General features: G+C 65.6%; 17 protein-coding genes. 7 read left to right on the forward strand and 10 right to left on the reverse strand.

The features are described 5' to 3' along the window. Nucleotides 1–166 precede the first annotated feature (166 nt). Nucleotides 167–982, forward strand: a complete 816-nt coding sequence (locus AC066S_RS13875) for an N-acetylmuramoyl-L-alanine amidase (protein ID WP_478270025.1) — start codon at nt 167–169, stop codon at nt 980–982. Nucleotides 983–994: 12 nt separating this feature from the next. Here AC066S_RS13875 and AC066S_RS13880 read toward each other — a convergent pair whose 3' ends face one another. From AC066S_RS13880 to AC066S_RS13890, 3 genes are all read right to left on the reverse strand, one after another. Beyond that, nucleotides 995–2,602, reverse strand: coding sequence for a Na+/H+ antiporter (locus tag AC066S_RS13880; RefSeq protein WP_478269946.1), 1,608 nt, complete (start codon nt 2,600–2,602; stop codon nt 995–997). Nucleotides 2,603–2,636: 34 nt separating this feature from the next. Next, nucleotides 2,637–3,506: a class A beta-lactamase gene (bla, locus tag AC066S_RS13885; protein ID WP_478269947.1), complete on the reverse strand. Its 870-nt coding sequence runs from the start codon at nt 3,504–3,506 to the stop codon at nt 2,637–2,639. A gap of 185 nt (nt 3,507–3,691) precedes the next feature. Further along, nucleotides 3,692–4,066 carry a nuclear transport factor 2 family protein gene (locus AC066S_RS13890; protein WP_126257121.1) on the reverse strand — a complete coding sequence of 125 codons (375 nt, stop codon included), beginning with the start codon at nt 4,064–4,066 and terminating at the stop codon, nt 3,692–3,694. A 93-nt stretch (nt 4,067–4,159) separates the two neighbouring features. Between AC066S_RS13890 and AC066S_RS13895 the strand changes: the two genes are divergently transcribed. Beyond that, nucleotides 4,160–4,588: a GFA family protein gene (locus AC066S_RS13895; RefSeq protein ID WP_478269948.1), complete on the forward strand. Its 429-nt coding sequence runs from the start codon at nt 4,160–4,162 to the stop codon at nt 4,586–4,588. A gap of 183 nt (nt 4,589–4,771) precedes the next feature. Next, nucleotides 4,772–6,598: a caspase family protein gene (locus AC066S_RS13900; RefSeq protein ID WP_478269949.1), complete on the forward strand. Its 1,827-nt coding sequence runs from the start codon at nt 4,772–4,774 to the stop codon at nt 6,596–6,598. A gap of 45 nt (nt 6,599–6,643) precedes the next feature. Here AC066S_RS13900 and AC066S_RS13905 read toward each other — a convergent pair whose 3' ends face one another. Continuing rightward, nucleotides 6,644–7,330: a DUF1345 domain-containing protein gene (locus tag AC066S_RS13905; RefSeq protein ID WP_478269950.1), complete on the reverse strand. Its 687-nt coding sequence runs from the start codon at nt 7,328–7,330 to the stop codon at nt 6,644–6,646. A gap of 197 nt (nt 7,331–7,527) precedes the next feature. Beyond that, on the reverse strand, nt 7,528–8,451 hold the full coding sequence (locus AC066S_RS13910; protein WP_126257125.1) for a polyprenyl synthetase family protein: 924 nt from the start codon (nt 8,449–8,451) through the stop codon (nt 7,528–7,530). Nucleotides 8,452–8,612: 161 nt separating this feature from the next. Between AC066S_RS13910 and mtgA the strand changes: the two genes are divergently transcribed. The 3 genes from mtgA (at nt 8,613) to AC066S_RS13925 (ending at nt 10,431) form a co-directional block, all read left to right on the forward strand. Continuing rightward, complete coding sequence (mtgA, locus tag AC066S_RS13915) at nt 8,613–9,287, forward strand: monofunctional biosynthetic peptidoglycan transglycosylase (protein WP_135169032.1); 675 nt, start codon at nt 8,613–8,615, stop codon at nt 9,285–9,287. Between the two features lie 167 nt (nt 9,288–9,454). Further along, nucleotides 9,455–9,637, forward strand: coding sequence for a 50S ribosomal protein L32 (gene rpmF / locus AC066S_RS13920; RefSeq protein WP_007598106.1), 183 nt, complete (start codon nt 9,455–9,457; stop codon nt 9,635–9,637). Between the two features lie 140 nt (nt 9,638–9,777). Continuing rightward, nucleotides 9,778–10,431, forward strand: coding sequence for a hypothetical protein (locus tag AC066S_RS13925; RefSeq protein WP_478269951.1), 654 nt, complete (start codon nt 9,778–9,780; stop codon nt 10,429–10,431). Between the two features lie 6 nt (nt 10,432–10,437). On the opposite strand, the gene AC066S_RS13930 is transcribed toward AC066S_RS13925, so the two are convergent. Continuing rightward, entirely contained in the window at nt 10,438–10,698 is a 261-nt protein-coding gene (locus tag AC066S_RS13930; protein ID WP_126257296.1) for a hypothetical protein, read from the reverse strand. Nucleotides 10,699–10,919: 221 nt separating this feature from the next. Between AC066S_RS13930 and AC066S_RS13935 the strand changes: the two genes are divergently transcribed. Next, entirely contained in the window at nt 10,920–12,614 is a 1,695-nt protein-coding gene (locus AC066S_RS13935) for an EAL domain-containing protein (protein ID WP_478269952.1), read from the forward strand. 104 nt (nt 12,615–12,718) lie between these two features. Here AC066S_RS13935 and AC066S_RS13940 read toward each other — a convergent pair whose 3' ends face one another. The 4 genes from AC066S_RS13940 to AC066S_RS13955 form a co-directional block, all read right to left on the reverse strand. Then, nucleotides 12,719–14,227, reverse strand: a complete 1,509-nt coding sequence (locus AC066S_RS13940) for a tripartite tricarboxylate transporter permease (protein WP_126257129.1) — start codon at nt 14,225–14,227, stop codon at nt 12,719–12,721. Between the two features lie 3 nt (nt 14,228–14,230). After that, a complete protein-coding gene (locus AC066S_RS13945) occupies nt 14,231–14,716 on the reverse strand; it encodes a tripartite tricarboxylate transporter TctB family protein (RefSeq protein WP_135169029.1) in 486 nt (161 codons plus the stop codon). Nucleotides 14,717–14,870: 154 nt separating this feature from the next. Continuing rightward, on the reverse strand, nt 14,871–15,848 hold the full coding sequence (locus AC066S_RS13950; protein ID WP_126257131.1) for a tripartite tricarboxylate transporter substrate binding protein: 978 nt from the start codon (nt 15,846–15,848) through the stop codon (nt 14,871–14,873). Between the two features lie 210 nt (nt 15,849–16,058). Next, nucleotides 16,059–18,926: a PAS-domain containing protein gene (locus AC066S_RS13955; protein WP_478269953.1), complete on the reverse strand. Its 2,868-nt coding sequence runs from the start codon at nt 18,924–18,926 to the stop codon at nt 16,059–16,061. Nucleotides 18,927–19,055: the final 129 nt, after the last annotated feature.

Genomic DNA, 19,055 nt, shown 5'->3' on the forward strand with positions numbered 1-19,055 from the left:
GATATTCCATGCTTCGCGCAGAGGACAATAAATTCCTGCCCGAATCCGGTTCCGGAACGCCTGCGTCACCAGCAAGTCCAAGGAGCTGCCGGCCGTGATGCTGGAACGTCTTGGCGATGTCGCGGGCTTCGTCGGCCGTCCGCAGGCCGCGGCAGCGGAGCAACGCGTGGGGCCATCGCGCAGCATCATCGCCGGACTGGTCGCCGCGATCCTGTTGTCATCGCTCCTGCCTGCCGGCCGCAGCGAGGCCGCCGCCGCGCGCAAGATCGCGAAAGCCAAGCCCAAGCAGCCGCAATCACCGACCAGATGCGAGATGCCGAAATTCCGGATCGTGGTCGACGTCGGGCACACCCCGGACTCCTACGGCGCCCTCAGCGCGCGCAACGATCCGGAGTTCGGCTTCAATCTCGTTCTCGCAAAACGCATCACGGCGAAGCTCAAGTCCGAAGGCTTCGCGTCGACCCGCCTGCTCGTCACGGACGGCAAGGCGCGGCCGAGCCTGTTCAAGCGGGTCAGTGCCGCGAATGACGGCCGGGCCGATCTGTTGCTGTCGGTGCACCACGATTCGGTGCCGGACAAGCTGCTCGAGACTTGGGAGTTCGACGGCGCAAGGAGCTATTTCAGCGACCGCTTTTCGGGCCACTCGCTGTTCGTGTCGCGGCAGAATCCGCACTTCGCGACCAGCCTGACGCTGGCCCGGATGATCGGCGGGCAGCTGAAGGAGCAGGGCCTGCACTATGCCAGCCAGTACACTCTGCCAGTGATGGGCCGCTATCGGCGCCAGTTGCTCGACAAGGATGTCGGTGTCTACCGCTATGACGGGCTCGTCGTGCTGTCGCGGACGCGAAGCGCCGCGGTGCTGCTGGAGGCCGGCTCGATCATCAACCGCGATGAGGAAATGGAGATGAACTCGCCGGAGCGGCACGAGGCCGTCGCGGGAGCCGTCGCGGCCGCGATGAGGCAGTTCTGCGAGAGGCGGTAGATTGCTCCGCTGTTACAACGGCCCGCCCCGATACTCCCGGTTCGCCAGGCTCGCCTCCTCCAGATCCAGGTCGCGCTCGATCCGCCGCCGCGTCTCGTCGGTGATCTGGCCGTCGCGCAGCAGGTTGTGAATGAATTTGCGTTCGGCGGCGATCAAGTCGCGGGTCAGCGCGGTGCCGGCGGCGGAAACGTCGTGGTGGGCGGGATCGAGTGAATCCGGCAGCTGGTTGACGCGGATCTCGTGACGTGCACGCAGGAGCCGCATCACCTCGCCGGAGACTTCCTGTCCCGCGGTCATGGCTTCGAGCGACTTCAGCGCGGCGTCGAGGGCCTGGCGGCGCGCGGCGATCTCGGCCTCGTGCTCGGCGACATGCTCGTTGCGGCCGGCCTGCGCGACGCCGAGCCAGCGCACCACCGGCGGCAGCGTGAGGCCGATGCCGATCAGCGTGACAAAGATGACGCCGAAGGCGACGAACAGGATCAGGTCGCGATACGGAAAGGCCTCGCCGTCCGGCAACGTGAACGGCAGCGCCAGCGCGGCCGCGAGCGACACCGCGCCGCGCACGCCGGTGAAGGCGAGCACGAACGGCCATTGCCATGGTGGCGACGGATCGCGCTGGCGCAGCGACTTGCTGAGCATCCGCGGCAGATAGGTTGCCGGATAGAGCCAGGCGAAGCGCGCGATCACGACGATCACCAGGACCACGGCGGTTGCGATCAGGATGTCGTCGAGCGGGAACGCCTTCGATTTCTCGTAGAGCGCGCGCATCTGGAAGCCCGTGAGCAGGAACAGCACGCCCTCGATCAGGTAGATCACGAGGTCCCAGAAGAAGATGCCTTGCAGCCGCGTCGCCGACGAGATCAGCAGCGGACCGTTCCAGCTCACATAGAGCCCGCAGGCGACGGTCGCGATCACGCCGGAGCCGCCGACATGCTCGGGCAGCCAATAGGACACGTAGGGCGTGATCAGCGACAGCGTCAGCTCGACCTGCGGATCTCCGGACCATTTGCGGAAGCGAAGGGAGAGCCAACCGACGCCGATGCCGAAGGCGATCTCGCTGGCGACGATGAGGAGGAATTCGCCGGCCGCAAGCGGCAGCGAGAAATGTCCGACCATGATTGCGGCCAGCGCAAAACGGTAGAGGATCAGCGCGGTGGCATCGTTGGCGAGCCCTTCACCCTCGAGGATGACCAGGAGCCGCCGCGGCATGTTGAGCCGGCGCGCGATCGCGAGCGGCGCCACCACGTCGGGCGGCGCGACGATGGCGCCGAGCAGGAAGGCGATGGTCCAGGGCAGGCCGATGATGTAATGCGTCGCGGCCGCCACCATCGCTGCGGTGAAGATCACGGCGCCGACCGCGAGCAGCACGATGGGGCGCAAATTCTTCCTGAACTCGCGCCAGCTCATGGCGACGCTGGCCGAGTAGATCAGCGGCGGCAGCACCATCAGCAGCACCAGTTCCGGCGGCAATTCCACCTGGGGCATGCCGGGCACGAAGGCGAGGCCGACGCCGGCCAGCATCAGCAGGATGGCGGGCGCGATGTTGAAGCGGCGTGCGGCCAGCGCCACGCCCGCCAATACGGCGAGCAGGATGAGAAAAGTTTGAAACTTCGCTTCCATGGCAGCCTGTCTTGACCCGGAAGCGACTGCTGCGTCAATGCGCGGCTGACGCCAGCCGCGCAGCCACCGTCCGACCGATCCGCGCGAACACGGCCTCGATCTGCGCCGCATTCGGCGCGCCGCCCTGGACGTAAGCCGTGATCAGGATCGACGTGTCGGGTTTGGGCCAGACGACCGCGATGTCGCCCGCTGCATCCTTGCCGTTGTTGCCAGTCTTGTCGCCGATGGTCCAGCTTGCGGGCAGGCCGCCGCGCAGCCGGTTCGCGCCGGTCTTGCAGTTCACCATCCACTCCGTGAGCAGGGCACGCGAGGCCGGCGACAGGGCGTCGCCCACCACCAGACGCCGCAAATTGCCCGCCATCGCCGCTGGCGTCGTGGTGTCCTGGGGATTGCCGGGCGGCGAGCGGTTGAGCTCGGGCTCATTATGATCGAGCCGCGAGGTGTTATCGCCAATCGATCGCCAGAATGCCGTGAGGGCAGCCGGCCCGCCGATCCGTGCCAGCAGCAGATTGGCGCAGGTATTGTCGCTGAGCTCGACGATCGCCTTGCACATTTCGGCGACTGACATCGTGCCGGCCGCGAGATTCTGCTTGGCGACAGGCGCATATTCCAGCAGGTCGGCCTTGCCGTAAGGGACCATGGCCGCGAGTTGCTCCTCGCCGCGATCGACCCGCGCCAGCACGCAAGCCGCGAGCGAGGCCTTGAAGGTCGAGCACATGACGAAGCGCTCATCGGCGCGCCAGCTGAGCTTTGCACCGGTCGCAAGGTTCTCCGCATAGAGCCCGACCCGCCCGCCGCTCTCGCGTTCGTAGGATTCGAGTTCGGCCGGCGCCTCCGCGGCGAGCGCGGGAGACGCGGCGATCCAGCACAGGGAGGCGAGCAGGGAGCGGCGATCGACAAGCATGGGAGCTTTCGGGCGAGGGGGCAGGGGTTGATGCAGCGTATGGTGCATCCGCACGGTCATTGCGAGCGCAGCGAAGCAATCCAGTCTGTCACCGCGGGAAGATTCTGGATTGCTTCGCTGCGCTCGCAATGACGGAGAATGAGGGGCAAGCGCGTCCGAATTCGGGCAGCGGAAGGTTTGCCTCGTCACTCCCTCAGGTCATACCGATACGATTTCGACACGATCTGCCAGCCGTCGGCGAGCTTCATCGCCACCAAATAATCGGTGAAGTAGCGCGGCGGCAATTGGCACCGGACCTTGATGAAGGCGGTTTTCTCGTCCGAGCGGTCGATGGTGACGATGAAATCCTCGCGCGGCTTGCCCTCGGCCTTGGCGGAGGGACGCTTGCGCACGCGCTCGAGCCAGTCGGGCACAGACAGCACCTGCAACTCGCCCTTCTCGACCCAGCGCAAATCTGCCGAGGGATGGAAGATGGCGCCGAGCTTCTCGGCGTCGCTCTCGTAAAGGCCGTCAAAATAGGATTGCACGACGGCTTCGACGCTCGAACGGTTCTGGCTCATGGGTCACCCTTTTGCATGATGGCTTGCGGCGAACTTAGTCTTAGACATCAAAATGCGCTATGGGTGTGTCAGCCATTTGCGCCAGGGCTTGCCATGACCGGATCAGAAAATTCGAACGCACGTATCCTGATCGGCGAATGCTACTGCCGCACCGTCCGCTTCGAGGTGACCGACGCGTTCTCCTATGCGATGAACTGCCATTGTTCGAATTGCCGCCGCACCACCGGCTCGGCCTTCAAGCCGTTCGCCGGCATCCCGCAGGACAAGCTCCGCATCGTCAGGGGGGACGACCAGCGTCTCATTTTCGGCGACGACACCGCCCATGACGCCCATTGTGGGCGATGCGGCTCGCTGCTTTACTCCCGGGTACGCAACGGACAATGGGTCCATGTCGCCATGGGAGCCCTGGTCGATGCCCCTTCGATCCGGCCGAGCGCCCATATTTTCGTCGGCTCGAAGGCGCCCTGGCACGAAATTACGGACAATCTGCCGCAATATCGGGGGCATATCGGCGACGGCTAGTGGAACTCGCCGGAACGCCGGCGGGGCCGCCGAACCGCGGCTGCGCTGGCGCGACAAACAGAGGGGGCCTTTCGGGCGGTCGTCGGTGCGATCTTCGTGACCTCCATCACAAGCATCGCCACCGGATACTGCTAAAGCGGTCCCAAAGGGGCTCGAGACGCCCCGAACCTCGGAAGTCGTGTCATGCGCAATCTGCTCAGGCTCTGCCCGCTTCTCCTCGCCGCAGCGCTGCTGTTCGGCCCGGATCCCGCGTTCGCCGGAAAGCGCGTCGCGCTGGTGCTTGCCAACTCGGCGTATCAGCACGCGCCGTCGCTCACCAACCCCGTCAATGACGGTGCGGTGATGGCCAAGACGCTGAAGGAGGCCGGTTTCGATGTCGTCGATTCCCGGCACGATTTGTCCGCGCAGGATACCCGTCGCGTGCTGCGCGATTTTGCCGACGCCACCCGGACGGCCGACATCGCCGTGGTTTACTATGCCGGCCACGGCATCGAGGTCGAGGGCTCGAACTATCTGATTCCGGTCGACGCCAAGCTCGAACGCGACACCGACGTGTTTGACGAGGCGCTTTCGCTCGACCGCGTCCTCGTCGCCGTCGAGCCCGCCAAGCAGCTCCGCCTGGTGATCCTGGATGCCTGCCGCGACAATCCGTTCGCCAAGAGGATGAAGCGCACGATTGCCTCGCGCGCCATGGGTCGGGGCCTCGCACAAGTCGAGCCGACCAGCCCCAACACGCTGATCGCCTATTCGGCGAAGGCCGGCTTCACCGCCCAGGACGGCGACGGCGCCAACAGTCCCTTTACGGTGGCGCTGTCGAAGTATCTGACGACGCCGGGCCTCGATGTCCGCCGCGCCTTCGGTTTCGTGCGCGACGAGGTGCTCAAGTCGACCGGCAACAAGCAGGAGCCGTTCGTCTACGGCTCGCTCGGCGGCGAGGACGTGCCGCTGGTTCCGGTCAAGGTGGTGGCCGCTGCGCCCGTCGCGCCCGTGGCGAACCCGCAGGCCGATATCCGCCGCGACTATGAGCTCGCGCTGCAGGTTGGCAATAAGGCGGCATGGGACGCCTTCCTCGCCCAGCACCCCGATGGCTTCTACGCGAATCTCGCCAAGCTCCAGGTCGAAAAGATCGGTGCCGAGCAGGCCCATGCAGCGGCCATCGCGAAGGCGAAGCAGGCCGAGGCCGAGCGCGATCGTCTCGCGGCCCTCGGCGCCCAGAAGGACGCGCAGGCCAAAGCCGCGGCCGACGCCAGAGCCGCCGAGCAGGCCCAGCTTACCGCGCAGAAGGCCAAGGAGCAGGCGCAGCAGCAGGCAGCCGCCGCCGAGCAGCAGCGCGTCAACCTCGCCGCCGCGGCTCCGAGCGCCGCGCCGGCCAGCACGGCGAGCCCGGCCGGCACCAACGTCGCCTCGCTGACGCCGCCGACCGCGCCGGCCGATCTCAACCGGTCGGTGCAGACCGAGCTCGGCCGCGTCGGCTGCTTCTCAGGCACAGCCGACGGCACCTGGAATACGTCCGCGCAGCGCTCGCTGTCGCAGTTCAATCGCTATGCCGGCACCAAGCTCGACGTGAAGGTCGCGAGCACCGACGCGCTCGATGCGGTCAAGGCCAAGCCGTCGCGGGTCTGTCCGCTGGTTTGCGAGCACGGCTTCAAGGCCGACGGCGACAAGTGCACGAAGATCGTCTGCCGCGAGGGCTATGCGGTCAACGACGACAATGAGTGCGAGAAGCAGCGCGCCGCAAAGCCGGCCAAGCCCGCGACGGCGAAGCGCGACGACGGTGACGAGCGTCCCGCCCGGCAGCGTCGTCAGGCCGGCGGTGCTGCCGCTGGCGCGGCGGGCGGCTATGGTGCCGCGGCCGGCATTGCCGCCGCGGCTGGTGCCAGCCGTCCCGCGGCCGGCGGGCAGATATTCTGCAACAGCATCGGTTGCCGTCCCGTCCACCGCGGCTGTCATCTCGAATATCGCGGCGGCGGCGGCCCCCACAACGACGCCAATGTCGAGGTGTGTCGCTGAGGGCGTGCGTGATCGAGAGCGTCGTCCGGCAACGCTCGGACGAATTCAGGCCGAGATCGCGCTCGCTGCGATGTTCACCGTCAGGGCCAGCAAGGCCGTGTTATAGATGAACGACACGATCCCGTGCGCGGTGGCCGTGCGGCGGATCATCTTGTCGGTGATGCCGACGTCGGAGACCTGCGCGGTCATGCCGATCACGAACGAGAAATAGACGAAGTCCCAGTAGTCGGCGTGGTCTTCCTTGTCGCCGCTCGGGAATTGCAGGCCCGGCGTGGTGCTGCGGTAATAATCATGCGCGTAATGCAGCGCGAAGGTCGTGTGCACGGCGGCCCACGACAATGCGATGGTGGCGATGGCGATGCTCAACTCCAGCACTCCGCGATGTGGCGTGCCGAGTTCGGAGACGATTGCCGCGATGCTGGCGAAGGCGCCGGTCGCCGTCACCAGCAGGATCACGAAGCGGCCGTCGTCCTGCATCGCGGCAGCGCGGCGGATGTGGTGGTGGTCGTTGCACAGCATCATCGCATAGACCAGCACGAGATAGACCGCGATCAGCGCGTCCCAGCCGAACAGGAGCCGCGTCATCAGCCGGTACGAGCCCGGCAGCAGCAGGCCGACCAGGATGCCGGCCGCGACCGCGATGAAGGTCCGCGGCCGCGCATAGATCAACCGTACCGGCCGCGACATCTTGCGGAAGCGGGCGAGGGCGGGATCTTCCTTGTTTGTGGCCATGACGGGACGGCTCTCTCACTCAACTCTCGTTGTGGCCGCATCGTAGGTGCGCTCCCTGCCCCGCTCGCGGGGGAGGGGTGGGGAGAGGGTGCCTCCACAATCGGGGCCCCCCAAGAGGAGAGAGCCCTCACCCGCCACGCTCTGCGAGCGTGTCGACCTCTCCCGCAAAGCGGGAGAGGTGAAGGAGCCCGGAGCTATTAGTTCTTCCGCTCGGCGACGAAGCGTGCCGCCGCCTGCAACACGGCGGCGCGGTCGCCGAAGATCGAGACGGCGCTGTCGGCCCGCGCCAGCAGGTCGCGCACGCGCTGCTTGGCGCCCTCGATGCCGAGCTGGGTGACGAAAGTGGTCTTGCCGAGGGCTGCATCCTGGCCGGACGGCTTGCCGAGGGCTGCCGCATCGCCCTCGACGTCGAGCAGATCGTCCGCGATCTGGAAGGCTTCGCCGAGCGCGCGGCCGTAATCGTCGAGCGCCTGATATTCTTTCTGCGAGGCCTGGCCGAGGATCGCTCCGGCGATGCAGCCATAGCGCAACAGGGCGCCGGTCTTCATCTGCTGGATACGGGCGACATCGATCGGCTCGTTGCCGCCAAAACGGCCCTCGCCGGCGAGATCGAGGATCTGGCCGCCGACCATGCCGCCGATGCCGGCGCAGCGCGCAAGAGCGCGCGTCAAAAGCAGCCGCACGTTGGCGTCGCGATGGATCTCGTCGCGGGTGACGATATCGAAGGCGAGCGTCAGCAGGCCGTCGCCGGCGAGGATCGCGGTGGCGTCATCGGTCTTCTTGTGCAGGGTGGGGCGGCCGCGGCGCAGGTCCGAATTGTCCATTGCCGGCAGGTCGTCATGGATCAGCGAATAGCAGTGAATGCATTCGAGCGCCGCGCCCACGAGCAGGGACGCTTCGCGCGGCACGCCGAATACGGCTGCGCTCTCGACCACCAGGAACGGTCGCAAACGCTTGCCGCCGTTCAGGCTCGAATAGCGCATTGCGTCCATCAGTCGCTTGGGCCGGGCGATCTCATCGTGCAGGATATCGTCCGACAGCAGGCGCCCGAGCAGGGCCTCGGTATCATCAGCGGTCTTGTCCAGACGTTTGGCGAAATCGGACGGGGACGTGCCGGTCATCAAGAAGGGCTCCAGAACTAAAATTCGGCGGGACAATCCTTTATGCGCCCGTTTCAGTCAATCGTTTGGAAGGCCTAAAAAGTGCTGGAAAAGGCCCGAATTATCACAGACTTAATGACAGGATCGGTGGCCGCGTTGCATTTTGCGCCGGAAAGGTTGATTTGCGCATCGTCAAAATCCTTCTCCTGGTGCTCGCCGTTGCGCTGCTCGCGCCCTATGTGATCGCGCCATTCTACCGCTCTGGCCATCCCGTCTCGACGCTGATGGCCTGGCGCTCGCTTCGCGGCGCGCCGATGCAGCGGGACTGGATCGATCTGGCCGCGATGTCGCCCTATCTGCCGCGATCGGTTATCGCAGCCGAGGACGCGCATTTCTGCAGGCATCACGGTATCGATTGGGGCGCGTTGCGCGAGGCGATCGACGACGCAAAGGAGGACGGCACCGCCTTCCGGGGCGCCTCCACGATCACCCAGCAGGTCGCGAAAAATCTGTTCCTCTGGCAGGGGCGGGATTTCGTCCGCAAGGCGCTCGAATTTCCGCTGGCGCTTTGGATCGATCTTGTCCTGCCCAAGCCGCGGATCCTGGAGATTTATCTCAACATCGCCGAGTTCGGTCCGCAGGGCCAGTTCGGCGTCGAGGCCGGCAGCGTCTATGCCTTCGGCAAGTCGGCCGAGGACCTTTCACCCCGGGAGGCGGCGCTTCTGGCCTCGATCCTGCCGAATCCAGTCAAACGCAGCGCTAAAAGCCCCGGCCCGGGCGTCCGGCGGCTGGCGGCAACCTATATTGCGCGGGGGCAGGCGAGCTCGCTGGCGACCTGCTGGCGCGAAAATCGCTGATTTTGAGCCCGTTCCGGGCGTATTTTCCGGCCCAAAAGCCTAGCTTTAAGGCCAGCCTTCCTCTATAAGCCCGGCCTTGATCGGCATTCAGCTCGCCTCGTATTGCGGGTGCTGAGCCGTCCCTCCGGACGATGCCCTGATGACACCAATCCCTAGAGGATATTGAAATGGCCGTTCCGAGAAGAAAAACCTCGCCGTCGCGCCGTGGCATGCGCCGCTCGGCAGACGCCATCAAGAAGCCGACCTATGTGGAAGACAAGGACTCCGGCGAGCTCCGTCGTCCGCACCATCTCGACCTCAAGACCGGCATGTACAAGGGCCGGCAGGTCCTGAAGAAGAAAGAGTCCTGAGGTCAGGACCTTTCTCTGGGCAGGATGATCTGGCTTGCCTGATTCGGCCCATCCACGAGATAGACAGTGACGGCGGCGGAGCGAATGCTTCGCCGCTGCATTGTTCTGTCCGGATATCATGATCGAGAGGCGTTTTGCCGATGGTCGGTTTCCCACTGCTTCTGATTCCGCTCGCGGTCTACAACATCATCGCCTTCCTGATGCCCAGCGTGTCCTTCTCGGACGTGCTGTTCAAGGTGCCGATGATCACGGGCGAGGCCTGGCCGGTCACGCTCGCCGATCTCCTGCTCGCGCTCGGCGTGGTGCTGCTGCTGCTAGAGGTGGTCAAGGGTGCGCGGCCGGGATCGAAGTTCCTGATGGACCATCTGCTGTCGCTGATCGTCTTCGGCGCGGCGGCGGCCGAATTCGTGATGTGGCCCAAGTTCGGCAACTCGACCTATTTCCTGCTGGTGCTGCTCGCGATGGCGGATTTCCTCGGCGGCATTGCCCAGCGCACGCGCCGCCGCGTCACCTATGTCGCCGAGACCACGGTGCCGGCGCCGCGCAAGGCCAAGCGCCAGGCCGAGGCGCCGGCGGAGGATGTGGCGTCCGAGCGCAAGTTCGAGCCGGTGATTGCACCGCAGCCGGCACCGGTCGAGCCTCCCGCGACCTCGGCGCAATCCGTCGCCGAATCCGTGCTGATGGACCATCCTGCGCCCAAGCCCGTGCAGGGCGCGTCTTCCCCGGAAATTCCCTCGCCGCAGCTTCAGCCGGGTCACGGCACGCCGCCGTCCTCCGACACGCCGCCGCGCTGACCAGCCTCAAGCCACCTGCCGTGTCCGTGCGCTGACGCTTTGCAGCGGGCGTTTGCTGCCATAGGCGGTCTGCGCGTCTTCAGAAGACGCGCGGCGGAGCCGGCTCGTTTGGGGCAGCTGCTCGGCATTGGCAATGAGCTGGGTGACGAAGCTCGGATCGGGGCGCGGCAGCGGCGCCTTGCGGGCCCAGCGCAAGGTCGGCATCAGCGGCACGAGGGCCGTGCCGGTTTGCCGCTCTGTCTCGGGCAATCTGTCCGCATTTGCCATCGCAACACCGTTCATCTGCTCGAACTGGCGCATTTTGGGACATTGGCGCCGGCGCATGTGATGGTCTCGCAAGGGCTATGCCGGTGGAGCTTAACTGGTTCCTGGGTCCTCTGGGAACGTGGTTTCCAAATTGTTTATGAACTTTGCCTAGGGTCAAACGCGAATCTGGCTCTATCCTGTGCCGGCTCAGGACTTCCCGGCTGTCCCGAAACGAGGCGATCTTGACCCCTGCATTGCCGCAAGCCTCCGACATTCTGGCCGCGCTCGGTCAGGCCGTGTTCGCCTGGGACATCGCCAGCGATGCCATTGTCTGGGGTGACCAGGTCGCGAGCGTTTTTCCCGGTATTCCCGCCGAGCGGCTGGCGACCGGCGCCGAATTCGCCAAGCTGATCGAGCCCGGGCCGGCGCTGCGGATCGCCGCGCTGGCGCAGACTTCCGCCGTGCATGGCGCGGACGGGACGCCCTACCGCATCGAGTACGGCGTCCGCGTGAGCGCCGCCGATCCCGTGATCTGGATCGAGGAGACCGGCCGCTGGTTCGCCGGCCCCGATGGCCGCCCCACGCGCGCGATCGGCTCGGTCCGCATCAACAACGAGCGCCATGCCCGCGACGAGGAGCTGACGAAGCTGGCCCGGCTCGATCCGCTGACCGGCGAGCTCAACCGCTCTCATCTGATCGCGGCGCTGGCCGAGGCGATCGAGGAGACGACCCGCTTCCGCTCCACCGCGGCGTTCATGCTGGTCGGCATCGATCACCTCGCCCGCGTCAATGATGCCTTCGGCTTCGACGTTGCCGATGCCGTGATCCTCGACATCGCCAAGCGCATCCGCTTGCGGCTGCGCGGCGGCGACGTGCTCGGCCGCTTTTCCGGCAACAAGTTCGGCCTGATCCTGAAGAACTGCACCGTCGACGACATGAACGTCGCCGCCGAGCGCTTCCTCGCCGGCATCCGCGACGAGGTGGTGCCGACCAAATCAGGTCCGGTCTCGGTCACGGCCTCGATCGGCGCGGTCAGCCTGCCGCGCTATGCCCGCAACACCGACGAGGCCGTCAACCGCGCCCACGAGACGCTGGACGCCGCCAAGCGCCGCCGCGCCGGCTCGTTCGCCGCCTGGCGTCCGGACGCCGCGCGCGACGCGCAGCGCCGGGTCAACATCCGCGTCACCGACGAGATCGTCACCGCCCTGAACGAGCGCCGCATCAAGCTCGCCTACGAGCCGGTGGTGTCCGCCGTCTCGCGCGAGCGCGCGTTCCACGAATGCCTGGTGCGGATGGACCAGGGTGACGGCCATGTGCTGCTCGCGCCCGACATCGTGCCGGTCGCCGAACGGCTCGGCCTGATCCGCCTGGTCGATCATCGCGTGCTCGAGCTCGTGGTCGCCGAGCTCGCGGCCGCGCCCGATGTCAGCCTCAGCCTCAACATCTCGCCTGATACGACGATGGACCCGGACTGGTGGGCGGGGATCGAGTCGCTGATGCTGTCGCATCCCGGCGTTGCCGAGCGGCTGATCGTCGAGATCACCGAGACGGTCGCGATCCAGGACATCGACGATGTCCGTGGCTTCGTCACGCGGCTGAAGAATTTCGGCAGCCGCATCGCCATCGACGATTTCGGCGCGGGCTACACCTCGTTCCGAAACCTGCGCAAGCTCGGTGTCGATATCGTGAAGATCGACGGCGCCTTCGTGCAGAACATCACCCATTCCGCCGACGACCGCGCCTTCGTGCAGACCCTGATCGACCTCGCCCGCCGCCTCGACATCAAGACCGTCGCCGAATGGGTGCAGGACGAGGAAGCCGCAAGCATGCTGCGCGACTGGGGCTGCGACTACATCCAGGGTCGCCTGATCGGGCTTGCCGCGGCCGAGCGGCCATGGGGTACGGCGGCGGAGAACGCATTGCCTGCGGCGAGCTGAGATGTCGTAGGGTGGGTTAGCGAAGCGTAACCCACCAAGCCAATCTCCTGGGAAACGAAAGTGGTGGATTACGCCTTCGGCTAATCCACCCTACGAGATCTTCCTCACGCCCCCTCATCCAGCGCCACCAGCTCGCGCTTCTTGCGCAGCGACGGCAACAGCGGCGCGACCAACAGCACGATCGCGAACGCAAGACAGACTCCCGAGATCGGCCGCTGCACGAAGGTCCACAGATCGCCCTGCGACAGGATCAGCGATTTGCGTAGATTGTTCTCCATCATCGGTCCCAGCACGAAGGCCAGCACCAGCGGTGCCGGCTCGTAGCCGAGCTTGCGCATGAAATAGCCGATGATCCCGAACGCGATCATCACATAGACGTCGAACACGTTGTTGCTGGAGCAGTAGACGCCGATGATCGTGAACAGGATGATCAGGGGAAACAGGATGTTGTAGGGCAGCTTGAGCAACTGCACCCACATGCCGATCATCGGCAGGTTCAGGATCAGCAGCATGACGTTGCCGATATACATGCTGGCGACGATGCCCCAGAACAGGCCGGGGTTTTGCGTGATCAGCAGCGGCCCCGGCTGCAGACCGTGAATGACGAAGGCTCCCAGCAGCAGCGCCATCACCACGTTCGGCGGGATGCCGAGCGTCATCAGCGGAATGAAGGCGCCGCCCGCCGCGGCGTTGTTCGCCGATTCCGGTCCCGCGACGCCTTCGATCGCGCCATGGCCGAAACGTTCGGGCGTCTTCGACAGTCGCTTCTCCAGCGCGTAGGAGGCGAACGACGCCACCACCGCGCCGCCGCCCGGCAGGATGCCGAGGAAGAAGCCGAGGATGGTGCCGCGGCCGACCGGACCTGCGCTCGCCCTCCAGTCCTGCCTGGTGGGCAGCAGATGGGTGATCCTGGTGTTGATGACGTCGCGCTTGATCGCCTGTTCGGTGTTGAGCAGCACCTCCGCAACGCCGAACAGGCCCATCACGACGGGCACGAGCCCGATGCCGTCGATCAGCTCCATGCGGCCGAAGGTCAGGCGCGGCTGCGCCGTGATGCTGTCGAGCCCGATCAGGCCCAGCACGACGCCGACGCACGCCATCAGCAGCGCCTTCGGCATCGAGCCCTGCGTCAGGAAGGTGAGCACCACGAGGCCGAGCACCATCAGGCTGAAATACTCGGCCGGGCCGAACGCGATGGCGACGCTGGCAAGCCTCGGCGCGACCAGCATCAAGGCGATCAGCGCGAACGTGCCGGCGGCGAAGGAGCCGAAGGCGGAGATGCCGAGCGCGGGGCCGGCGCGGCCCTGCTTCGCCATCTGGTGGCCGTCGATGCAGGTGACGACGGAGGCAGCCTCGCCGGGGATGTTGACCAGGATCGAGGTGGTCGAGCCGCCATACATCGAGCCGTAATAGATTCCGGCCATCATGATGATGCCGGATTCCGGCGTGCCCGACAGCGTCACCGGCAACAGCAGCGACATCGCCGAGATCGGCCCGATGCCCGGCAGCACGCCGACGAGCGTGCCGATGAAGACGCCGATGAAGCAATAGAGCAGGTTGACCGGCAGCAGCGCGACGCCGAACCCGTGGGCGACATTGACGAGCGTATCCATGGGTCAGCCGATCCCGAACAGGCCCGAGGGCAGCTGGATCAACAGCAGTCGCTTGAGCACCCACCACATGCCTGATGGCACCAGCACGGCGATCGGAATCGCCAGCGCCCAGCGCACCGGATCGATCAGTCGCAACAGCAGCAGCATCAAGGGGATCGACGACAGCAGGAAGCCGAGCGGCTCCAGCGCGATGGAGAATGCCACCAGACAGGCAATCAGCAGGAGCGGCTTGTTCCAGCGCACGTTCTCCCAGCGCGAGGCCAGCGTCGGGCCGCCCTCGGTGACCGCGGAGACGATGATGGCGCCGGCGAACACGCACATCAGGATGCCGGTGTAGAACAGCACGTAGCCGGAGCCGGGATCGTTGATGGTGCCGAGCTTGAGCTTCATCCCCGACCAGATCACGAAGCCGCCGAGCGCGAGCCCGATCACTCCGCCCCAGAGTTCGGAATTGTTGAGGCGGAGCTTGACGTTGGTTTGGTTGGTCATCGGTGCCCTCTCGGCCGTTCCCCGGACGCTGCGCGGCACGCAGTGACGCGCTGCAGATCCGGGGTCCATGGATGCGTGGCAAGATGGGTCCCGGCTCTGCGGTGCATCGCTGAAGAAGCGCTGCACCGCGTCCGGGACATGCAATCAGTTCAGTCTACTTCTTCGCCAGTCCGAGCGTCTCGATCACCTTGCGCTCGGACTCGGTGAGCTCGACGACGAACTTCTTGTAGTCCTCGGTGTTCTTGTAGTTCGGCACCATGTCGTATTTGGCGAGCGTCGCCACCACGGCGGGGTCCTCGACCGCCTTCTTGAAAGCATCGTGCAGCTTGGCGACGATCTTGGGATCCATTCCCTTCGGGCCGGCGATGCCGAACGGGGAGTCATAGACCATGGGATAACCGAGCTCTTTCAGCGTCGGCACATCGGGGTAGTTCGGCGACCGCGCGCCCGTCCACACCATCAACAGGCGCAGCTTGCCCGCGTCGACCAGCGGCCGCCATCCCGTGGAATCCGCCTGAAGCATCGTGTGCTGTCCCAGCACCGCGGCGTTGGTCTCCGCACCGCCCTTGAAAGGGACTTGCGTCAGCTTGATGCCGGACATTCCGGCGATCTGCTCCATGCCGATATGCAGCGAGGTGCCGGCGCCCGGCGTGGCATAGGTGACCTTGCCCGGGTTCGCCTTCGCGAACTCCACCACGTCCTTCCAGCTCTTGAACTGCGACTCTGCGCTGGTGGTCACACCGAAGGTGTAGCCGGTGAGATGGACGATGTAGGTGAAGTCCTTTGCCGGATCCCACGACACCTCCTGCATCAAGGGCAGGCGGAAGACCGTGATCGGAATCTGCGAGATGGTGTAGCCGTCCGGCTTCGCCGCCGCTGCCATGGTCGCGGGGCCGACCGTGCCGCCGCCGCCGGCCTTGTTGTCGATCACGATCGGCTGCCCCAGCACCTTCGAGGCGCTGTCGGCGATCGCGCGCATCGAGATATCGGTCGATCCCCCGGCCGGCCACGGCACGATCAGGGTGATCGGCTTGGTGGGATAGTCTTGCGCGCCAGCCGCAGTCGCGGCCAACGCGCCCATGACAATATGCATCGCGGCAAACGCAGCCGCCCTCAGCCCATACCCCGACATCGGAACACCTCCCTCGCAGCGGCCGCGTTAAGACCGCAGATTCTCATTGTTGTGAGGGGATTGTCCTCGAATTCACGGGAGAAGAAAAGCGCATTGCGCGGTCGCGGCGCAGCCGTCGGGGAGCCCAATCATGCCGGAAACGCGATGTGCGACAATCGGTCTTTCTGGCGCTTGCCGAGACACGGAATTTGCGCCGCCGGCGGCGCGAGCTCAGGCGACCTTTCGGACCGTGTTCAGCGTCTCGATAGTGCGGCCGACCTCCGATGCGGGGCACGGTCTGCCGAAATAATAGCCCTGCACGGCGGTGCAGCCGCATTCGCGGACGAAATCGAGTTGCTCTTCCGTCTCCACACCCTCCGCCGTCGTCTCGACGCCGAGCACGGAGCCGAGGCTTGCGATGGTGCGGACGATGGCAACACTCTCCGGGCTTTCGCCGAGCGTGCCGACGAAGGAGCGGTCGATCTTGATGCGGTCGAACGGAAATTTGCGTAAGTAGCTCAGCGAGGAATAGCCGACGCCGAAATCGTCGAGGCTGACGCGGACTCCCAGCGCGCGAAGCTGGTGCAGGATCTCGATCGTCGCCTCGCTGTCGTCGAGCAGGGCCGTTTCGGTGACTTCGAGCTCGAGCCGTTGCGGCGGCAGGCCGGCCTCAGCCAGCGCGCTCGTGACCATTGCCACCAATCCGCGCGAGCGAAACTGCACCGGCGACAGGTTCACCGCGACGGTGACACCGGGCCAGGACGCGGCAGTCGCACAGGCGCTGCGCAGCACCCATTCGCCGATCGGAACGATCAGCCCGTTCTCTTCCGCGATCGGAATGAACTCGGCCGGTGAGACCAGGCCGCGCGAGGGATGCTTCCAGCGCAGCAGGGCCTCGAAGCCGGTGAGCTCCGACGAATCGAGCCGCATCTGCGGCTGGAACACCAGGTGGAATTCACGTCCTTCTAGCGCGCCAACCAGATCCTGCTCCAGCGCGTGCCGGCTGCGCGCCTCTTCCTCCATCTCGGGCTCGAACAGCTGATAGGCTCCGCGTCCCCTGGCCTTGGCCTGGTACAGCGCGAGGTCGGCGCATTTCATCAGCTCGTCGGCATGGAGCCCATGGTCGGGTGCGATCGCGATACCGACGGAGACGCCGACATGGATCGACTGGCTCTCCAGCGGCGGCGGATGACCGATGATGTCGACGAGGCGGCGGGCGAGCTCCTCGGCCGATTGCGGCTGCGGTCCGCGCTGGAGGATGGCGAACTCGTCGCCGCCGAGGCGTGCGACGGTGTCGTGTTCGCCGACATTTTCCTTCAGGCGCGCCGCAACCCAGCGCAGCAGGCGGTCGCCCGCGGCGTGGCCGAGGCGGTCGTTGACTGTCTTGAAATTGTCGAGATCGAAGCACAGCACCGCCATCGCGCCGCCGGCGATCGCGACCTGGTTCAGCCCCTCGCTCATCTTCTCGCGGAACAGCATGCGATTGGGCAGGTCGGTGAGCGAATCGTGCCGTGCCATGTGCGCGACGCGCGCCTGGGCCTTGTGACGCTCGGTGACGTCCTCATAGGTGACGACCCAGCCGCCTTGCTCCATGCGCTTGTGATTGAGCTTGATGATGCGGCCGTCGTTCAGATGCCGGTGCAGCGTGTGCTCGCCTTCGCGCAACCGTTCGACATAGTCGGCATAAAGCCTGGCTCCCGTCATATCAGGATGGATGCCGAGCTCGCAGCTGTGCTCCATGATCTCGCGCATCGAGACGCCGGGCTTCACGATATCGGGCGACAGGCCGTACATCTCGATATAGCGGCGATTGCAGACGATCACGCGCAGGCTCGCATCGAGCATGCACAGGCCCTGGCTCATGTTGTTGAGCGCTGCGTCGAAGCGGCGGTACTGCTCGCTCAGCTCCCCGATCGCATGTTCCCGCTCGGTGATATCCTCATAGGTGGCGACGAAACCGCCTTCGGCCAGCGCGCAATAGCGCACCGAGATCACGGTATCGTTCGACATGCGTCGACGCATCGGCGAGGAATCGCGGTTGGCGATCCGCGCGCGGGCGGCTTCCAGGAGCTGCTGGGGGCTGTACTCCGACGAGAATGCGCCGTTCGCCATCGAACGCTCGATCAGCTCGGCCAGATGCGTGCCGAGCCTGGTTTCCTCCAGCGACAATCGGTAGAGCTTGCGGTAGGTGGTGTTGCAGACCCGAAGCCGCATGTCGCTGTCGTAGAAAGCGAGCCCGTGCGCCATGTTCTCCAGCGCCGCATCGAGCATGACGTTCTGTTGCCGCAGCGTTTCCTCGTATTGCAGCCGCTCCGTGACGTCCTCGTGCACGGTCACCCAGCCGCCGTCGGGCAGGAAGCGGGAGATCGTCTGCACCATGCGGCCGTCGTAACGCATTACCAGGAGGGATTTCGCCCGTCTGAGGCGCGCGTCCTCCAATCTGGAAATGTGGAATTCGTCGGCCGGCATGTCCGACAAATTGCCGCGCGACACCCAATGGTCGAGCACCGTACGATGGGAGACCCCCGGCTTCACGACCCCGGGATCGAGGTTGTAGAGGTTCAGGAAACGCTCGTTGCAGACGACGACGCGGCTGTCGGCGTCGTACATGATGAGGCCGTGCGACATGTTGGCGAGCGCGTGCTGGCTGCGCTCGGTCTGCACCCGCAATTCCGCTTCGAGCCGAGCGAGGCGGGTGACGTCGTCGCAGATCGTCATCCAGCCGCCGCCGGGAAGCGGCTTCAACTCGAGCGACATGACGAGGCCGGTCGCAAGCCGCTGTTCGGTCCGGAACGGCTTTCCCCCTGCGATCTGTGCGATCCGCACCGAATAGAGCGCGTCAAGCTCGCTTTGCGGGAAGTTGCCGCGCCCGGCGCTGTGCGCGAGCACCTCGCGGTAGCTCGTGCCCACCCGCACGACGTCGGCCGACATATCGAACAGGGAGAGGTAACGCTGGTTGACCAGCACGATCCGGTTGTCGGCATCGTAGACGCAGACGCCCTGCTCCATGTGGTCGAGCGCAAGCTGGCTCAGCGCGACCAGGGCCTCCGGGCCCAGCTCGCGGCGTGCACCAAGCTCGTTGTCGCAGGTCGACGTCATGGGATCGGCGGGATCTCGGCGAGCAATAGATTCAACGCAACCTAATTCAACCACCGAGCGTAGCGAAGAGGCCGGAAAATTCCCTTAAGCGCGGTAGTTTACGGAGGGTGACCGGCGATGGAGGCGCGT

This window comes from Bradyrhizobium sp. CFUWI (genome assembly GCF_056429085.1).